19 protein-coding genes are annotated in these 16,545 nt (G+C 66.2%); 15 read left to right on the forward strand and 4 right to left on the reverse strand.

Annotation, left to right across the window (positions count from 1 at the left end; translation table 11 throughout):
- The first annotated feature begins 132 nt into the window (after positions 1-132).
- From hpf to hprK, 3 genes are all read left to right on the forward strand, one after another.
- Entirely contained in the window at positions 133-480 is a 348-nt protein-coding gene (gene hpf / locus AC5IG3_RS01315) for a ribosome hibernation-promoting factor, HPF/YfiA family (RefSeq protein WP_491897015.1), read from the forward strand.
- Between the two features lie 238 nt (positions 481-718).
- The gene (locus AC5IG3_RS01320) at positions 719-1,189 is read left to right on the forward strand and encodes a PTS sugar transporter subunit IIA (protein WP_491897016.1); all 471 of its coding nucleotides are present in this window, start codon (positions 719-721) and stop codon (positions 1,187-1,189) included.
- A 16-nt stretch (positions 1,190-1,205) separates the two neighbouring features.
- Positions 1,206-2,165, forward strand: coding sequence for an HPr(Ser) kinase/phosphatase (gene hprK / locus AC5IG3_RS01325; protein ID WP_491897017.1), 960 nt, complete (start codon positions 1,206-1,208; stop codon positions 2,163-2,165).
- A gap of 17 nt (positions 2,166-2,182) precedes the next feature.
- Here hprK and fur read toward each other — a convergent pair whose 3' ends face one another.
- Positions 2,183-2,614, reverse strand: a complete 432-nt coding sequence (gene fur / locus AC5IG3_RS01330) for a ferric iron uptake transcriptional regulator (RefSeq protein ID WP_491897018.1) — start codon at positions 2,612-2,614, stop codon at positions 2,183-2,185.
- Between the two features lie 112 nt (positions 2,615-2,726).
- Here fur and AC5IG3_RS01335 point away from each other — a divergent pair, with 112 nt between their 5' ends.
- The 11 genes from AC5IG3_RS01335 (at position 2,727) to AC5IG3_RS01385 (ending at position 12,859) form a co-directional block, all read left to right on the forward strand.
- Positions 2,727-3,281 (forward strand): outer membrane protein assembly factor BamE, encoded by a 555-nt coding sequence (locus AC5IG3_RS01335; protein WP_491897019.1) that lies wholly within the window; start codon positions 2,727-2,729, stop codon positions 3,279-3,281.
- An 11-nt stretch (positions 3,282-3,292) separates the two neighbouring features.
- Positions 3,293-4,102: a 4-hydroxy-tetrahydrodipicolinate reductase gene (gene dapB / locus AC5IG3_RS01340; protein WP_491897020.1), complete on the forward strand. Its 810-nt coding sequence runs from the start codon at positions 3,293-3,295 to the stop codon at positions 4,100-4,102.
- Between the two features lie 22 nt (positions 4,103-4,124).
- Positions 4,125-4,802: a MotA/TolQ/ExbB proton channel family protein gene (locus AC5IG3_RS01345; RefSeq protein WP_491897021.1), complete on the forward strand. Its 678-nt coding sequence runs from the start codon at positions 4,125-4,127 to the stop codon at positions 4,800-4,802.
- Between the two features lie 2 nt (positions 4,803-4,804).
- Positions 4,805-5,242 (forward strand): ExbD/TolR family protein, encoded by a 438-nt coding sequence (locus tag AC5IG3_RS01350; protein WP_491897022.1) that lies wholly within the window; start codon positions 4,805-4,807, stop codon positions 5,240-5,242.
- A 106-nt stretch (positions 5,243-5,348) separates the two neighbouring features.
- On the forward strand, positions 5,349-7,991 hold the full coding sequence (gene leuS, locus AC5IG3_RS01355) for a leucine--tRNA ligase (RefSeq protein ID WP_491897023.1): 2,643 nt from the start codon (positions 5,349-5,351) through the stop codon (positions 7,989-7,991).
- A 2-nt stretch (positions 7,992-7,993) separates the two neighbouring features.
- A complete protein-coding gene (locus tag AC5IG3_RS01360; protein WP_491897024.1) occupies positions 7,994-8,539 on the forward strand; it encodes an LPS-assembly lipoprotein LptE in 546 nt (181 codons plus the stop codon).
- An 8-nt stretch (positions 8,540-8,547) separates the two neighbouring features.
- The gene (gene holA, locus AC5IG3_RS01365; RefSeq protein WP_491897025.1) at positions 8,548-9,642 is read left to right on the forward strand and encodes a DNA polymerase III subunit delta; all 1,095 of its coding nucleotides are present in this window, start codon (positions 8,548-8,550) and stop codon (positions 9,640-9,642) included.
- Between the two features lie 176 nt (positions 9,643-9,818).
- Positions 9,819-10,109, forward strand: coding sequence for a co-chaperone GroES (gene groES / locus AC5IG3_RS01370; protein WP_491897026.1), 291 nt, complete (start codon positions 9,819-9,821; stop codon positions 10,107-10,109).
- Between the two features lie 51 nt (positions 10,110-10,160).
- Positions 10,161-11,807 (forward strand): chaperonin GroEL, encoded by a 1,647-nt coding sequence (gene groL, locus AC5IG3_RS01375; protein WP_491897027.1) that lies wholly within the window; start codon positions 10,161-10,163, stop codon positions 11,805-11,807.
- Between the two features lie 122 nt (positions 11,808-11,929).
- Positions 11,930-12,292 (forward strand): TA system antitoxin ParD family protein, encoded by a 363-nt coding sequence (locus AC5IG3_RS01380; RefSeq protein WP_491897028.1) that lies wholly within the window; start codon positions 11,930-11,932, stop codon positions 12,290-12,292.
- A 9-nt stretch (positions 12,293-12,301) separates the two neighbouring features.
- The gene (locus AC5IG3_RS01385; protein ID WP_491897029.1) at positions 12,302-12,859 is read left to right on the forward strand and encodes an ATPase; all 558 of its coding nucleotides are present in this window, start codon (positions 12,302-12,304) and stop codon (positions 12,857-12,859) included.
- A gap of 61 nt (positions 12,860-12,920) precedes the next feature.
- Here AC5IG3_RS01385 and AC5IG3_RS01390 read toward each other — a convergent pair whose 3' ends face one another.
- Together AC5IG3_RS01390 and AC5IG3_RS01395 are read right to left on the reverse strand one after the other, a co-directional pair.
- On the reverse strand, positions 12,921-13,403 hold the full coding sequence (locus AC5IG3_RS01390) for a pilin (protein ID WP_491897030.1): 483 nt from the start codon (positions 13,401-13,403) through the stop codon (positions 12,921-12,923).
- Positions 13,404-13,456: 53 nt separating this feature from the next.
- Complete coding sequence (locus AC5IG3_RS01395; protein WP_491897031.1) at positions 13,457-13,924, reverse strand: pilin; 468 nt, start codon at positions 13,922-13,924, stop codon at positions 13,457-13,459.
- Positions 13,925-14,159: 235 nt separating this feature from the next.
- Between AC5IG3_RS01395 and AC5IG3_RS01400 the strand changes: the two genes are divergently transcribed.
- Entirely contained in the window at positions 14,160-15,962 is a 1,803-nt protein-coding gene (locus AC5IG3_RS01400; RefSeq protein WP_491897032.1) for a PglL family O-oligosaccharyltransferase, read from the forward strand.
- A gap of 11 nt (positions 15,963-15,973) precedes the next feature.
- Here the strand turns inward: AC5IG3_RS01400 and moaC are convergent, their stop codons facing one another.
- Positions 15,974-16,471: a cyclic pyranopterin monophosphate synthase MoaC gene (gene moaC, locus AC5IG3_RS01405; protein ID WP_491897033.1), complete on the reverse strand. Its 498-nt coding sequence runs from the start codon at positions 16,469-16,471 to the stop codon at positions 15,974-15,976.
- Positions 16,472-16,545 lie beyond the last annotated feature (74 nt).

Here is a 16,545-nt window from a genome sequence, read left to right on the forward strand (position 1 = left end):
TCGGGGTTCTCAGTCGCGCCGATTTCCGCACGGTGCCGCTCGGGCGTCGGCGTCGGGGCTTGTCAGGTCGTCATGAAGGCGTCACACTGGACTCGTCCTGTTCCCCCAACCACCCTCTTGAATGGAGGTCTCATGAATCTGACGATCAGTGGTCATCACCTGGAAGTTACGCCCGCCCTGCGTGAGTACGTACGCACCAAGCTGGATCGCGTGACACGGCATTTCGATCAGGTCGTGGACGTCAATGTCCTGCTCACGGTCGAGAAGCAGAAGGAAAAGGATCGTCGACAACGCGCTGAAGTCACCTTGCACGTCAAGGGCCGAGACATCTTTGTTGAAAATTCTCATGAGGACATGTACGCCGCGATTGACCAACTGATGGACAAGCTCGACCGCCAGGTCGTGCGTCACAAGGACAAGTTGCAGGACCACCACCACGAGACCCTCAAGCGTGTGGACACCGCAGGCGAGATCGCCTGATCTCTGAAGCTGGCGCCCCCGTGGCGCGCATGACGGAAGGCCTCGATTCGAGGCCTTTTTCATTTCCGGCCGTCAGCGAATGCACACGCCGACAACGGGTATCGCATTTATACCGATTCAGGAAAAGTTTACCGAGCACGGAATAGTTAACGATTCCTATAATTCATTTCTCTATACCGTCATGCGCCTGTCTCGGTTTTTACCTTGTGGTGAAAGCTTCCCGCGGCGCCCCAACCCGATGAACCGTCTCGCTGCCATCCTGCCCCCCAGCAATGTGCTGGTGCATGTCGACGCTTCCAGCAAGAAGCGCACGTTCGAGCAGGCTGGCTTGCTGTTCGAAAACCAGCACGCGATTGCGCGCGCCACGGTCACCGACAACCTGTTTGCTCGCGAGCGGCTAGGCTCCACCGGTCTGGGGCATGGCGTGGCCATCCCGCATGGCCGCATCAAGGGGTTGAAGAATCCGCTCGCCGCCGTGCTGCGCGTGGCCCAGCCGATCGCCTTCGAGGCGCCCGATGACGAACCCGTCACGCTGCTGATCTTCCTGCTCGTGCCCGAGGCCGCCACCCAGCGGCACCTGGAGATCCTGTCGGAAATTGCCGAGTTGCTGTCCGACCGCGAACTGCGCGAGCAACTCAAGACCGAGCCGGATCCGGCCAGGGTGCATGAGCTGATCTCGCGCTGGGAGCCGCTCAAGTCGGTCGCCTGAGGCAAGGCGGCCGCGTGTGAAATCCACCGTCATCAGCGCCGATGCACTCTTCGATGCCCACCGCACCACGCTGAAGTGGGAGTGGATTGCCGGGCACGCGCATCCGGAGCGCCGCTTCGACGAGGTCGCTGTGCGCGACGCCCAGTCGGCAGCCGATCTGGTGGGCTACCTGAACTACATCCACCCTTACCGGGTCCAGATCGTGGGACGGCGCGAGGTGGCTTATCTGCAGCCGCCGGACATCGAAACCCAGGAGCGCCGCATCTCGCGCATCGTCACGCTGGAGCCGCCCGCGCTGGTGGTGGCCGACGGTCAGGCGCCGCCCGACCGGCTGGTGGCGATGTGCGAGCGCGCCGACATCCCGCTCTTCTGTACTCAGGATTCCGCCGGCCACGTCATCGACGTGCTGCGCGGCTACCTGAGCCAGCACTTCGCCGAGCGCACCTCGCGCCACGGCGTGTTCATGGACATCCTTGGCCTGGGCGTGCTGCTGACGGGCGAATCCGGCCTGGGCAAGAGCGAACTGGGCCTGGAGCTGATCTCGCGCGGCCACGGCCTGGTGGCCGATGACGTGGTCGACCTGTTCCGCGTCTCGCAATCGGCCATCGAAGGCCGCTGCCCCGAGTTGCTGCGCAACCTGCTGGAAGTGCGCGGCATTGGCTTGCTCGACATCAAGGCCATCTTTGGCGAGACGGCCGTGCGCCGCAAGATGCGCCTCAAGCTGATCGTGCACCTGGTACGCAAGGAAACGCTCGACCGTGACTTCGAGCGCCTGCCGCATGAGCCGCTCTATGAAGACGTGCTGGGCATGCCGGTGCGCCGGGTGGTGATCGCGGTGGACGCCGGCCGCAACCTGGCGGTGCTGGTGGAGGCTGCCGTGCGCAACACCGTGCTTCAGTTGCGCGGCATCGACACCTACCGCGAGTTCATCGAACGTCACCGCGTCCTGATGGAGCGCGGCGAAGGCGACCTCTGACCCGATGGCGGGCCGGCTTATTTCACCGGCCGATGCGGACAATCGATCTTGACGCAGTGGGCGTAGAGCGCCAGCGAGTGCTCCTGCAGCTTGAAGCCGCGCTCTTGCGCGATCTCATGCTGGCGGTTCTCGATCTGCGCGTCGAAGAACTCCTCGACGTGGCCGCAATCTAGGCACACCAGATGGTCATGGTGCTGGCCTTCGTTGAGTTCGAAGATCGATTTGCCACTCTCGAAGTGATTGCGCGTCAGCAGCCCCGCCTGCTCGAACTGCATCAGCACCCGGTAGACCGTGGCCAGGCCGATGTCCGAGCCCTCCAGCAGCAAGACCTTGTAGACGTCCTCTGCCGTCATGTGGCGCTGGGCGGCGCGCTGGAAGATTTCCAGGATCTTGATGCGCGGCAGCGTGGCCTTCAGGCCCGAGCTCTTGAGTTCTTCGGAGTTGGTCATGGTGGTCGGCGATGGGGCCGTTGGGCCGGAGGGCCGGGTGCAAAGCCGGCCTCGCTAGAATCTGTCGATGATATCGGCACGGTCTGCCCCGGTGGGCCTCAGGATCCCCAACATGCTCCTTTCCTTCCGGCGCGCACCGCGCCCGCTTTTACTGGCTGCGCTTCTGTTGGCGGGGCTCACGGGTTGCGCCCAGCGCCCCGGCGACAGTCTGTTCGGCCTGATCACGCCTTATCGTCTTGAAGTGGTGCAGGGCAATGTGGTCACGCAGGAAATGGTGGCGCAGTTGCGCCCCGGTCTCAGCCGTGATCAGGTGCGCAGCCTGCTGGGCTCGCCGTTGCTGGCCGACCTGTTCCATGCCGACCGCTGGGATTACGTCTTCACGATCCGCCGCCAGGGCACCGCGCCGCAGCAGCGCCGGGTGTCGGTCTTCTTCAAGGGCGATCTGCTCGACCGTCACGAGGCTGATGCGCTGCCCTCCGAGCGCGATTTCGTCGCCTCCATCGACGCGGCCAAGGTCGAGCAGCGCAAGCAGTCGCTGGAACTGACCGAAGCCCAGTTGCGCGCCTTGCCTGCGCCTGTGGCGCGCGCCACGCCGTCGGCCCAGGCCGCGTCTGCTGCCGGCCCGCTGCGCACCTATCCGCCGCTGGAATCCAGCGCCAAACCTTGATTGAGCTGACGATGAACCCTGCCCACCTGATCGCCATTGCTGGCTGTACCGGCCGCATGGGCCACATGCTGATCGAGGCCGTCCAGGCCGCCGACGACTGCACGCTGGCCGGTGCGCTCGACCGCGCCGGCAGCCCCGCCATCGGCCACGACGCTGCCGCCTTCCTGGGCCAGACCAGCAACGTGGCCATCACCGCCGACCTGCGTGCCGGCCTGCAGGGCGCCCGTTACCTGATCGACTTCACCCGGCCCGAAGGCACGCTGGCGCACCTGGCGGTGTGCCGCGAACTCGGCGTCAAGATGGTGATCGGCACCACCGGCTTCACGCCCGAGCAGAAGGCCGAGATCGAAGCCGCCTCCAAAGACATCGCCATCATGATGGCGCCGAACATGAGCGTGGGCGTCAACGTCGTGCTGCGCCTGCTCGACATGGCCGCGCGCGCGCTCAACGAGGGCTATGACATCGAGGTCATCGAAGCCCATCACCGTCACAAGGTCGATGCCCCCAGCGGCACTGCGCTGAAGATGGGCGAAGTCGTGGCTGCAGCCCTTGGCCGTGACCTGGCCGACTGCGCCGTCTACGGCCGCGAAGGCGTCACCGGCGAGCGCGACCCGAGCACCATCGGCTTCGCCACCGTGCGCGGCGGCGACATTGTCGGCGACCACACCGTGCTATTCGCCGGCATCGGCGAGCGCATCGAGATCACGCACAAGTCGTCCAGCCGCTCGACCTACGCCCAGGGCAGCCTGCGCGCGGTGCGCTTCCTGGCCGGCCAGCCGCGCGGCCTGTTCGACATGAACGATGTGCTCGGTCTGACCTGAGCCGTCATCCCGGCCCTGACCCATGAACGTCCTGCAGCAACTCTGGTCCGAAGGCGACGGCGTCAGCCGTCTGGTGGCGGCGCTGCTGCTGGCGATGTCGGTGTCGGCCTGGGTGCTGATCTTCTGGAAGGCCTGGATCCTGAGCCGCGCCCGCCGCGATCTGGCCCGCGCCGTGCCCGCTTTCTGGGCCGCCAGCGACCTGACCATGGCGCGCGCGCAACTCGCCACGCTCGACCGCGAACAGGTGTTGCAGCCGCTGTTGGACGCCGCGCTGCGCACGCCGCCCGGCGGCACGCTCGAAGCCACCGGCCAGCACGGCTCGCAACTCACCCGCCGCCTGCGCGATGCGCTGCACGGCGTGCTGCGCCAGTTGCAACTCGGCCAGGTGCTGCTGGCGTCGGTGGGCGCCACGGCGCCGTTCATCGGCCTGTTCGGCACCGTGTGGGGCATCTATCACGCGCTGCTGGGCATCTCGGCGGCGGGCAGCGTCAGCATCGACAAGGTCGCCGGCCCGGTGGGTGAGGCACTCATCATGACCGCTGCCGGCCTGGCGGTGGCGATTCCCGCCGTGCTGGCCTACAACGTCTTCGGCAAGTGGGTCGGCGCCTGCGAGGCCGAGCTGGAAGGCTACGCCCACGACCTGCGCGAACTCGCCATGGACCCGTCGGCCTGGAAAACGGCCGACGCCCGGAGCGCCTGAGCATGGCCTTCGGTCGCCTGGAGCGCAGCAGCGGCCCGCAGCCGATGAGCGACATCAACATGACGCCGCTGATCGACGTCATGCTGGTGCTGCTGGTGATTTTCATGATCACCGCGCCGCTGATGACCAGCAGCCTGAAGCTCGACCTGCCCCGCACCGAAGGCGCCACGCCGACCGGTGAGGTGCCGCAATCGCTCGACATCAGCCTGCAGGCCAACGGTGCGCTCTACGTCGGTGAAGAGCGCCTGGAGCCGCCCGCTTTTGCCGGGCGCCTGACACAAGTCGGCCAGCAGACCACCAAACCCGAAGTCCAGTTGCGCGCCGACCAGTCGGTGCCCTATGGCCGGGTGGCCGAGTTGATCGGCCAGTTGCAGCAGGCGGGCCTCAACCGCATCGCCTTCGTGACGGCACCGCAGGCGGCGGCCTCCGCCGCTCGTTGAGTCGCACGCGATAATCGCCGGCTCCCGATCAGCCTGCCGGCGCTCTTGGGCGCTGCGGCGTCCGGCGCAGTCAGGCGGTCGCCAAGATGTCTGCCCAGCCTGCGCCATGAACGAGAAATACGATCCCGCCGCCGTCGAATCCGCCGCCCAGACCGCCTGGCGCGCGGCCGACGCCTACCGCGTCACCGAGGACAAGAGCCGCCCCAAGTTCTACGCCTGCTCGATGCTGCCTTACCCCAGCGGCAAGCTGCACATGGGCCATGTGCGCAACTACACCATCAACGACATGCTGACGCGTCAGCTGCGCATGAAGGGCTACAACGTCCTGATGCCGATGGGCTGGGACGCCTTCGGCCTGCCGGCCGAGAACGCCGCGCTGAAGAACGCCGTGCCGCCGGAGAAGTGGACGCGCGAAAACATCGCCTACATGAAGACCCAGATGCAGGCCATGGGTCTGGCGATCGACTGGTCGCGCGAGGTTGCCACCTGCGATCCCGATTACTACAAATGGAACCAGTGGCTGTTCCTGAAGATGCTCGAAGCCGGCATCGCCGAGCGCCGCACGCAGGTCGTCAACTGGGATCCGGTCGACCAGACCGTGCTGGCCAATGAGCAGGTGATCGACGGCCGCGGCTGGCGCTCTGGCGCGCTGGTCGAGAAGCGCGAGATCCCGGGCTATTACCTGAACATCGTGCAGTACGCCGACGAGCTGCTGGGCGCGGTGGCCGATCCGCAGGACCCGAACTACCTGTCCGGCTGGCCCGAGCGCGTGCGCCTGATGCAGGAAAACTGGATCGGCAAGAGCGAGGGCGTGCGCTTCGCCTTCCCGCATGAAATCGTGGGCGCTGACGGTGCGCTGATCCAGGGCGGCCGGCTCTACGTCTTCACGACCCGCGCCGACACGATCATGGGCGTGACCTTCTGCGCCGTGGCGCCGGAGCATCCGCTGGCCGCACACGCGGCGGCGACGAACCCCGCGCTGGCCGCCTTCATCGCCGAATGCGCGCAGGGCGGCACGACCGAAGCCGAACTCGCCACGCAGGAAAAGAAGGGCATGCCCACCGGGCTGTTCGTCACCCACCCGCTGACCGGCGTCCAGGTCGAGGTCTGGGTCGGCAACTACGTGCTGATGAGCTACGGCGACGGCGCCGTGATGGGCGTGCCGGCGCATGACGAGCGCGACTTCGCGTTCGCCAAGAAGTACGGCATCGAGATCAAGCAAGTCGTGAAGGCGGGCGACGAGGTGTTCTCGCTCGATGCCTGGGCCGACTGGTACGGCGACAAGCAGCGCGCCGTCTGCGTCAACTCGGGCGAACTGGACGGGCTCCCGTACAAGGAGGCCGTCTCCAAGGTCGCCGAACTCGTCGGCGCCAAGGGCCTCGGCGAGAAGAAGACCACCTGGCGCCTGCGCGACTGGGGCATCAGCCGCCAGCGCTACTGGGGCACGCCGATTCCGATCATCCATTGCGACGATTGCGGCTCCGTGCCGGTGCCGGAAGCTGATCTGCCGGTCGTGCTGCCCATCGACTGCGTGCCGGACGGCTCAGGTAACCCGCTCAAGAAGCGCACCGACTTCCTGAATGTCGCCTGCCCCTGCTGCGGCAAGCCTGCGCAGCGCGAGACCGACACGATGGACACCTTCGTCGATTCGTCGTGGTACTTCATGCGCTACTGCGACGCGCAGAACAGCGACGCGATGGTCGCCGGCGGCACCGACTACTGGATGCCGATGGACCAGTACATCGGCGGCATCGAGCACGCCATCCTGCACCTGCTGTACGCGCGCTTCTGGACCAAGGTCATGCGCGACCTGAAGCTGGTCAAGATCAACGAGCCCTTCACCAAGCTGCTGACGCAGGGCATGGTGCTCAAGGGCGCGTTTTTCCGCAAGCCCGAGGGCGGCGGCAAGAGCTACTTCTGGGAGCACGAGGTCAACGTGCTCACCAACGAGCACGGCGTGACCATCGGCGGCACGCTCAAGGCCGACGGCCTGCCGCTTGAATATGAGATGACGACGATGTCGAAGTCCAAGAGCAACGGCGTCGACCCGCAGGAACTCATCAACCAGTACGGCGCCGACACGGCCCGCCTGTTCGTGATGTTCGCGTCGCCGCCCGAGCAGACGCTGGAGTGGAACGACGCCGGCGTGGAGGGTGCACACCGCTTCATCAAGCGCGTGTGGGGCTTCGGCGCCAAGAACGAGGCGCTGCTCAAGGGCGCGGCTGACGTGGCAGGCGAGTTGCCGGCCGCTGCCAAGGCGCTGCGCCGCGAGGTGCACCTGGTGCTCAAGCAGATCAGCTTCGACTTCGAGCGCATGCAGTACAACACCGTGGTGTCGGGCGCGATGAAGCTGCTCAACGCGCTGGAGAGCTACAGGCACGAAGGCGATGCGGCTTCTGCTGCGGTGCTGCGCGAAGGCTATTCGGTGCTGCTGCGCGGCCTCTATCCGGCCTGCCCGCACCTGACCTGGAAGCTCTGGCACGACCTCGGCTACGCCGCCCAGCAGGGCGACCTGCTCGACGCACCGTGGCCGCAGGTGGTGGAAGCCGCGCTGGTGCAGGACGAGCTGGAGCTGGTGCTGCAGGTCAACGGCAAGACGCGCGGCTCGATCAAGGTGCCGGCCAGCGCCGACAAGGCCGCCATCGAAGCGGTGGCGGCCGCCAGCGCCGAGGTGGCCAAGTTCGCCGATGGCAAGCCGCCCAAGAAGATCATCGTCGTGCCGGGCCGGCTGGTGAACGTGGTCGTCTGAGCATGCAGCGCCGCAGCCTGATCACTTCTGCGTTGGGCGCGGTCGCTCTGGGCGTTTCAACGCTGGCGGGCTGCGGCTTCCAGCTGCGCCGCCCGCCCGAGCTGCAGCTCAAGCGCATCTACCTCGGTGGCTTCGACCGCTATTCGGTGCTGGCCGATGAGCTGCGCAGCCAGCTGCGTGCCAGCCCCGGCGTGGTGCTGACCGAGGCCGCGAGCCAGTCCGACCTGGTCTTGCGCGCGCTGGCCGACGTGCAGGAACAGGTTGCCGCCGCCTCCACCGCTGCGGGTCTGGTGACGGAAATGACGCTGCGCACCCGCTTCACTTTCGAAGTACGCAATGCCGGCGGCCAGCTGCTGATTGCGGCCAGCACGCTCAGTCTGAGCCGCGACATGAGCTATTCCGAAACGCGCGCGCTGGCCAAGGAGCAGGAAGCGCAGCTGATGTTCCGCGCCATGCAGCGCGACATTGCCAATCAGGTGCTGCGGCGTCTGGCGGCGTTGCCGGCGGTTCAGTCGGCCGTGTCGGCGGCCTCGGCAGCCTCGCGCTGAAGCGGCCGATGCAGATCCGCGCCGACCAACTCGCCGCCGCGCTGCAGCGTGGCCTGCGCCCGCTCTACGTCATCTACGGCGACGAGCCGCTGCTGGCGCAGGAGGCGGCCGACGCGGTGCGCGCCGCTGCCCGTGCTGCCGGCCACGCCGAGCGCAGCGTGCACACGGTGGCGGGCGCGCACTTCGACTGGTCGGGTCTGCTGGGCGAGGCCAGCGCGCTGAGCCTGTTTGCCGACAAGCGGCTGATCGAGATCCGCATTCCCGGCGGCAAGCCGGGCAAGGACGGTTCGGAGGCGCTGCAGCGCTACGTCGAGACGCTGGGCGACGACACCGTCACGCTGATCCTGCTGCCGCGGCTCGACCGCACCCAGCAGGGCAGCGCCTGGTTCACGGCGCTGGATGGCGCGGGTGTGAGCGTGCGGGTCGACCCGGTCGAGCGCCGCGCGCTGCCGCAGTGGCTGGCGCAGCGGCTGACGCAGCACGGCCTGCGCGTGCAGGACGGCGAGGCCGGGCAGCGCACGCTGGCGTTCTTTGCCGACCGCATCGAGGGCAATTTGCTGGCCGCGCATCAGGAAATCAGCAAGCTGGCGCTGCTGCATCCGCCGGGTGAGCTGAGCTTCGAGCAGGTCGAGTCGGCGGTGCTGAACGTGGCGCGCTATGACGTCTTCAAGCTCGGCGAGGCGGTGCTGGCCGCTCAGGTGAGCCGCGCGCTGCGCATGCTCGAAGGCCTGCGCGCCGAGGGCGAGGCCGCCGTGCTGGTGCACTGGACGCTGACCGAAGACCTGCGCGCGCTGCGCCGCGTGCAGCAGGCGCTGCAGCAGGGCCGGCCGATGGCGATGGCGCTGCGCGAGGCGCGCGTCTGGGGCCTGAAGGAAAAACTCTTCGAGCGTGTACTGCCGCAATTGGATGCCGCCGCGCTCGAGGCGCTGTTGCGCGACGCGCAGGTGTGCGACGGCATCGTCAAGGGCCTGCGCCACGAAGCCTGGCCGGGCGACGCCTGGCAGGCGCTGCAGCGGCTGATGCTGCAGGTGATGGAGGCGGTGGCCACGGCCACCACGCGGCGCGGCGGCACCTTGCCACCCCCGCTGGCCCTGCGCGCCTGATTGATCCGGCCCCCCTTGAAATGACGCGGACCGTTCCTATAATCTGTATTCGTTAGCACTCGCCTCAGGTGAGTGCTAGTGATTCCGGCCCGCCGGAATCGTGAATCAGAACAAGCGCTCGGATCCACCGGGCGTTTCGCCGACTCAAGCTCAACCCCTTCGTTAGGAGATGCCCCATGAAGCTTCGCCCCCTGCACGACCGCGTGATCGTCAAACGCCTCGAACAAGAAACCAAGACCGCCTCGGGCATCGTGATCCCCGACAACGCCGCCGAGAAGCCTGATCAGGGCGAAGTGCTGGCCGTCGGTCCTGGCAAGCGCAACGACAAGGGCGACTTCGTGGCCCTGAACGTGGCTGTGGGCGATCGCGTGCTGTTCGGCAAGTACAGCGGCCAGACCGTCAAGGTCGACGGCGACGAACTGCTCGTGATGCGCGAAGAAGACCTCTTCGCCGTGGTTTCGAAGTAATTCTTCGGCCACACCGCACACCCCACTGAACTGAATCCGGAGTCATACAACATGGCAGCAAAAGACGTTATTTTTGGCGCAGACGCGCGTCATCGCATGATCGAAGGCGTGAACATCCTGGCCAACGCGGTCAAGGTCACCCTGGGCCCCAAGGGTCGCAACGTGGTGCTTGAGCGCTCGTTCGGCGCCCCGACCGTGACCAAGGACGGTGTGTCCGTGGCCAAGGAAATCGAACTCAAGGACAAGCTGCAGAACATGGGCGCGCAGATGGTCAAGGAAGTCGCTTCCAAGACCTCTGACAACGCTGGCGACGGCACCACCACCGCCACCGTGCTGGCACAAGCCATCGTGCGCGAAGGCATGAAGTACGTGGCCGCCGGCATGAACCCGATGGACCTCAAGCGCGGCATCGACAAGGCGGTCACCGCCCTGGTCGCCCAGCTCAAGGCGGCTTCGAAGGCCACCACGACCACCAAGGAAATCAGCCAGGTCGGTTCGATCTCGGCCAACTCCGATGAGTCGATCGGCGAAATCATCGCCAAGGCGATGGACAAGGTCGGCAAGGAAGGCGTGATCACCGTTGAAGACGGCAAGTCGCTCGACAACGAGCTCGACATCGTCGAAGGCATGCAGTTCGACCGCGGCTACCTGTCGCCGTACTTCATCAACAACCCCGAAAAGCAATCCGCGATTCTGGACAACCCCTTCGTGCTGCTGTACGACAAGAAGGTGTCCAACATCCGTGACCTGCTGCCGACGCTGGAGCAAGTCGCCAAGGCCGGCCGCCCGCTGCTGATCGTGGCTGAAGACGTCGACGGCGAAGCGCTGGCGACGCTGGTGGTCAACACCATCCGCGGCATCCTGAAGGTCGTGGCCGTCAAGGCACCGGGCTTCGGCGACCGCCGCAAGGCCATGCTGGAAGACATCGCCATCCTGACGGGCGGCAAGGTCATTGCTGAAGAAGTCGGCATGGCGCTCGACAAGGTGACGCTGGCCGACCTCGGCCAAGCCAAGCGCATCGAAGTGGGCAAGGAAAACACCATCATCATCGACGGTGCCGGCTCCGAAAGCGACATCCAGGCGCGCGTCAAGCAGATCCGCATCCAGATCGAAGAAGCTTCGAGCGACTACGACCGCGAGAAGCTGCAAGAGCGCGTGGCCAAGCTGGCCGGCGGTGTGGCCGTCATCAAGGTCGGTGCTGCCACCGAAGTCGAGATGAAGGAAAAGAAGGCTCGCGTGGAAGACGCGCTGCACGCGACCCGTGCTGCCGTTGAAGAAGGCATCGTCGCTGGCGGCGGCGTGGCTCTGCTGCGTGCCCGCCAAGCGGCTGGCACCATCAAGGGCGACAACGCTGACCAGGACGCCGGCATCAAGCTGGTGCTCAAGGCCATCGAAGCGCCGCTGCGCGAGATCGTCGCCAACGCCGGTGGCGAGCCGAGCGTGGTCGTGAACGCGATCCTGGCCGGTTCGGGCAACTACGGCTTCAACGCCGCCAACGACACCTACGGCGACATGATCGAAATGGGCATCCTGGACCCGACCAAGGTGACGCGCACTGCACTGCAGAACGCCGCTTCGGTCTCCAGCTTGATGCTGACGACCGAGTGCATGGTTGCTGAGGCCCCCAAGGACGATGCACCGGGCGGCATGCCTGGCGGCATGGGTGACATGGGCGGCATGGGCGGCATGGGCATGTAATGCCCATGAGCTGAGCCTTCGGGCTCGGCGTCTGTCAGTCAAGAGGGGCCGCAGCGATGCGGCCCTTTTTTGTGGCTGGATCAATTGCTGTAGCATCGTGCTACACGCTTTTGGAGTTCGTCATGCCTGCTGCCGCTGCCCCGATTCGTCTTGATCGAGAACTCGATGCCTCCGCCCGCGAGGTCGCCCGGCTGATGAGTCGCAGCGTCGCCGAGCAAGTCAGCCACTGGGCGCGGCTGGGCCGGGAACTGGAGCGCAGTCCGGCCGTTTCCGTTGTTCAGGTCAAAGCGGTGCTTGCGGGCGCAGCCAGCTATGACCAGTTGCCCGCCGCAGCGCAGGCGGTGGTCCGCGCAGAGTGGCAGGAGCATCTTGATGCGGCGTTGGGTGAACTGGACTTTTCAGCCACTTTTGCGGCAGAAGGCCATCACTACGCTGAACTGGATGAGCACGGCCAGTTGCGGATCGTGAACTCGGGTGACCGCTGAGCCTCCCCGATGCCGGTACTCCACCTGCTGGTCGGCCCGAATGGATCGGGAAAAACGACGTTTTTCGAGCGAGTCCTCTCGCCCACCACGCACCTGCCGTTCATCAACGCTGATGTGCTGGCCCGCCAGCGTTGGCCCGGTGATGAAGAGTCGCACGGCCATGATGCCGCTGCGCTGGCGCAGCAGGCGCGTGATGTAGCCATCGCGCAAGGCATCTCGTTCGTGGCCGCGACTGTGTTCTCGCACCCCTCCAAGCTTGCGTTGGTGGCTCAGGCGCAGGCGGCGTCTTACCTTGTGACGCTGCATGTGATGCTCGTGCCGCTGGCCCTGTCTCTGGCCCGGGTTCAACTCCGGCATCAGCAGGGCGGGCACTCGGTGCCGTCCGACAAGGTGCGTGAGCGGTACGCGCGTCTGTGGGCGCTCGTCGCGCAGGCCATCACCTTGGCCGATACGGCCACCGTGTACGACAACAGCAGTGCCCGTCACCCGTATCGCTGCGCGGCCCGCTACGAGCAAGGGCGCTTGCTGGGGGTGGCGCAGTTTCCGCCCTGGTCGCCGCTGAAATAGCGTGGATGAAATGAAAGAAGGCGCCTGAGGCGCCTTCTGCTTGTGCGGGAACTAGGCCTGATCAACCGCGGCAGGAGCCGGGGAGGTACTTCGCGGGGATGGTGGTTACAGCGGTGCTCGTGCCGATGGCAGCGGTATTGCCGCACTTCCATTGAGCAACTGAACTGCCGAAGGTCGGCAGGCCCGTGCCTGCAGCGTTGGTCGGGACGAGCGACAGCGTCTTGGCGTCGATCGTGGTGTCGCCCGTGTTCTGGGCGGTGACCGTGATACCGCCGGCGGCGTCGGTGGCGATCGACGCGACGTACTTCGACGTCGACGCGGTGGACTCGCAGCCCCAGCCGCCGGCAGCGGGTGCCGTCGTTGCGGATTGGTAGACCTCCGTTACCGTGGTGCGGCAAGCCGAGGCCGCCAAGATCAGTTCGCTGAGCTTGGCACGCTTGGTGTAGTCCTGATAGGCAGGCAGAGCTACGGCGGCCAAGATACCAATGATCGCTACGACGATCATCAATTCGATCAGGGTAAAGCCACGTTGGATGGATTTCATGGTGAAGCTCGGTGAGGGAAGATTTGAAGAGGAGCCGTCAGGAGGCCCAGGTTTTAACCGCGGCAAGAGCCGGGAAGATACTTTGCGGCAATGGTTGTGCCGTCTGTAGATGATCCGCAGATCCACTTCGCCACTACACCACCAGCGGCAACTGCCGCATCGCTGGCGTCCAAAGGCTTCAGTGTGAGTACGCCGCCTGCGGTTCCATCGGCTTTGTTGTTGATGTTTTGACTGGTCACCTGGATGAGGCCGGCGGCCGTCGTTTCAATTTTGGCTACGTACTTCGATGTAGATGCTGTCGCTTCGCAACCCCATGCGTTGGCGCCTGGCAGAGTCGTCGCGGTTTGCACCGCTTCCGTGATCGTTGTGCGGCAAGCCGATGCGGCCAAGATGACCTCGGAGGTTTTCGCCCGCACCGTGTAATCCTGATACGCCGGCAACGCCACGGCGGCCAGGATGCCGATGATCGCTACGACGATCATTAATTCGATCAGGGTAAAACCTTGCTGTACACGCTTCATGACGAACTCCTTGGGTCAAGCTGGAAAGACTGGTGAACCTATCTCAGCAGCTTGCATGCCAGCCCGGCCGCTTGATATCACTCAACCACGGGAGTGAAATGATCACTTGAGGCATCTTTTCCTGTCGAAGCGTGCATGAAGCGATGAACAAGGTGACGGTTTTGGTCACTTGCCGACCGATGCCGTCGGTCCGAGGCCAGCCACTATGATGGCGTCCGCCCTTGAAGCCCGTGCCATGAACCCCTTGTCCGTCGGATTGATCCTTCCTGCCTTGCTGGCCGTCACGGTACCGCTGTTGCTGGCGCCCAGCGTGTCGCCCACCTCGACGTTCCTGAACCAGATCGTGGCCTTTTCCGGCTGTTGCTTCTGGTTGTGGGCTTGGGTTGGCAGCCCGGCCCGGCGCATGCCGAATGCGGCCGTGACAGGCGCGGGCCGTGTGATCGAGCCGGCGGCGCTGCGGCTGCTGGTGGCCGTGTTGCTGGTGATGGCGCTGTTGCAGGGCGTGAGCTTTGCGCCCATGGGTCAACGCTGGGTGCCGGTGATGTCGATGTTGTTGGCCGCGACGCTGGCCACGGCGGCGGGTGGCGCGGCGCAGCGCGGCGATGTCGCCAGTTTCTGGCGGCCGCTGATGGTGGCGCTGTTGCTGGCGGGCGTGCTGAGCGTGGGCGTGTCGGTGGTGCAGGTGTTCTTGCCCAGTTGGGCCGACGGCGTGCGAGTCGCTTTCCCGACGGCGCCGGGCCGCGCCATCGGCAACATGCGCCAGCCCAACCAACTCTCGACCCTGTTGATGTGGTCGTGTGCCGCTGCCGTCTGGCTGGCGGTGCATCGCCGCTGGCACTGGGGCGTGCTGGCGGCCGTGCTGGCGGCGCTGGTGCTGACGGTGGTGGCGACGGCCTCGCGCACCGGTACGGTGGGCGTGCTGATGCTGGCGCTGTGGGGTGCCGTCGACCGCCGCCTGCCTGGCCGCGTGCGGCTGCTGATGCTGGCCAGCCTGCCGGTCTATGTGCTGGGCTGGTGGGGGCTGGAGCAATGGGCCAACCACACCGGCATCATGTTTTATGGCGACGACCAGTTGCGCAAGACGCTGCATGGCGACGCCAGCAGCTCGCGCGGGCGCATCTGGGGCAACACGCTGGCGATGATCAGCGCGAACCCGTGGTTCGGCGTCGGGCCGGGGGCGTTCAACTTCAACTGGTCGATGTCGGTGTTTCCGGACCGGCCGGTGGCGTTCTTCGACCACTCGCACAACCTGGTGCTGCAACTGGCGGTGGAGTCGGGCGTGCCGCTGGCGCTGGGTGTGCTGTCCGCGCTGGGCCTGAGCCTGTGGCTGGCGCGCGGGGCCTTCAATCATCCGGATGATGCACGCGCCCGTCAGGCTCGGGCCGCCGGCTTCATGCTGGCGCTGGTGGCGGTGCACAGCCTGCTGGAATATCCGCTTTGGTACCTCTATTTCCTGCTGCCCACGGCGCTGCTGGCGGGCAGCCTGGTCGGGTTGGCGGTGCGGCATGAGGCGGATCCGCCGTCCCGTCTTGCCGCCAAGCCGCTGGTGGTGATGAGTCCCGGTCTGACGGCGCGGCTCTACAGCGCGGTGGCCGTGCTGGGCCTGGCCGGGTCCGCCTGGGCGCTGTACGAGTACTACACCGTGGCCGTGATCTTCGAGCCCGATCTGGCCATCGGCACGCCTGCGCCGCTGGCGCAGCGCATCGAGGTCGGCCAGCGCAGCGTGCTGTTCGGCCACCACGCCGACTACGCCCGGGTGACCATGGCGCCGCAGCCCGAAATGGAGTGGGCTGCCTTCCGCCGTCCGCTCCATCACCTGCTCGATACCCGGTTGATGACCGCCTACGCCCGCGCGCTGGCCGGCCGGGGCGACACCGAGCGCGCCCGGCACGTGGCAGCCCGCCTGCGCGAGTTCAACAACCCGCAGTCGGCCGAGTTCTTTGCCGTCTGCGACAGCGCCGCCAACCTGCCCGAGCCGGATCGACCGTTTCAGTGCCGCTCGGACCCGCGCCTGGAAGCGGACGCCCTTCGACCCTGATGGGGGTCCGCTCAGGCCTCGGCCTGCCAGTGCCCTGACTTGCCGCCGATCTTCTCCAGCAGGCGGATGTCGCTCATCACCATGCCGCGATCGGCGGCCTTGCACATGTCGTAAATGGTCAGCAGGCCGACCTGCACGGCGGTGAGCGCTTCCATCTCGACGCCGGTGCGGCCGAAAGTCTCGGCCGTGGCGCGGCAGTGCACGGTGGCCGTGGCTTCATCCACCTCGAAATCCACCGCCACGCGCGTCAGCGGCAGCGGGTGGCAGAGCGGAATCAGCTCGGCCGTGCGCTTGGCGCCCTGGATGGCGGCAATGCGCGCGATGCCCAGCACATCGCCCTTGCGCGCCGTGCCCTGGGTGATGAGCGCCAGCGTCGCCGGCAGCATGCGGATCTGGCCGCAGGCGGTCGCCACGCGGTGGGTCTCGGCCTTGGCGGCCACGTCGACCATGTGAGCCTGGCCCTGGGCGTCGAAGTGGGTCAGCGGCGAAGGTGGGGCTGCAGCGGTCATGGCGGTTTGGTTTACAAGTGAGTGACATCCGGCGGGCATCATAGGGGGCGGAGTCACCCGCTCCCCGGAGTCTG

The sequence above is a fragment of the Leptothrix sp. (in: b-proteobacteria) genome, from assembly GCF_965250675.1.
Taxonomy (GTDB): Bacteria; Pseudomonadota; Gammaproteobacteria; order Burkholderiales; family Burkholderiaceae_C; genus Sphaerotilus.

Coding starts and splice junctions, on each gene's coding strand:
- hpf (WP_491897015.1), top strand. CDS start 133: ATGAATCTGACGATCAGTGGTCATCACCTGGAAGTTACGCCCGCCCTG.
- AC5IG3_RS01320 (WP_491897016.1), top strand. CDS start 719: ATGAACCGTCTCGCTGCCATCCTGCCCCCCAGCAATGTGCTGGTGCAT.
- fur (WP_491897018.1), bottom strand. CDS start 2,614: ATGACCAACTCCGAAGAACTCAAGAGCTCGGGCCTGAAGGCCACGCTG.
- AC5IG3_RS01335 (WP_491897019.1), top strand. CDS start 2,727: ATGCTCCTTTCCTTCCGGCGCGCACCGCGCCCGCTTTTACTGGCTGCG.
- dapB (WP_491897020.1), top strand. CDS start 3,293: ATGAACCCTGCCCACCTGATCGCCATTGCTGGCTGTACCGGCCGCATG.
- AC5IG3_RS01345 (WP_491897021.1), top strand. CDS start 4,125: ATGAACGTCCTGCAGCAACTCTGGTCCGAAGGCGACGGCGTCAGCCGT.
- AC5IG3_RS01350 (WP_491897022.1), top strand. CDS start 4,805: ATGGCCTTCGGTCGCCTGGAGCGCAGCAGCGGCCCGCAGCCGATGAGC.
- leuS (WP_491897023.1), top strand. CDS start 5,349: ATGAACGAGAAATACGATCCCGCCGCCGTCGAATCCGCCGCCCAGACC.
- AC5IG3_RS01360 (WP_491897024.1), top strand. CDS start 7,994: ATGCAGCGCCGCAGCCTGATCACTTCTGCGTTGGGCGCGGTCGCTCTG.
- holA (WP_491897025.1), top strand. CDS start 8,548: ATGCAGATCCGCGCCGACCAACTCGCCGCCGCGCTGCAGCGTGGCCTG.
- groES (WP_491897026.1), top strand. CDS start 9,819: ATGAAGCTTCGCCCCCTGCACGACCGCGTGATCGTCAAACGCCTCGAA.
- groL (WP_491897027.1), top strand. CDS start 10,161: ATGGCAGCAAAAGACGTTATTTTTGGCGCAGACGCGCGTCATCGCATG.
- AC5IG3_RS01380 (WP_491897028.1), top strand. CDS start 11,930: ATGCCTGCTGCCGCTGCCCCGATTCGTCTTGATCGAGAACTCGATGCC.
- AC5IG3_RS01385 (WP_491897029.1), top strand. CDS start 12,302: ATGCCGGTACTCCACCTGCTGGTCGGCCCGAATGGATCGGGAAAAACG.
- AC5IG3_RS01390 (WP_491897030.1), bottom strand. CDS start 13,403: ATGAAATCCATCCAACGTGGCTTTACCCTGATCGAATTGATGATCGTC.
- AC5IG3_RS01395 (WP_491897031.1), bottom strand. CDS start 13,924: ATGAAGCGTGTACAGCAAGGTTTTACCCTGATCGAATTAATGATCGTC.
- AC5IG3_RS01400 (WP_491897032.1), top strand. CDS start 14,160: ATGAACCCCTTGTCCGTCGGATTGATCCTTCCTGCCTTGCTGGCCGTC.
- moaC (WP_491897033.1), bottom strand. CDS start 16,471: ATGACCGCTGCAGCCCCACCTTCGCCGCTGACCCACTTCGACGCCCAG.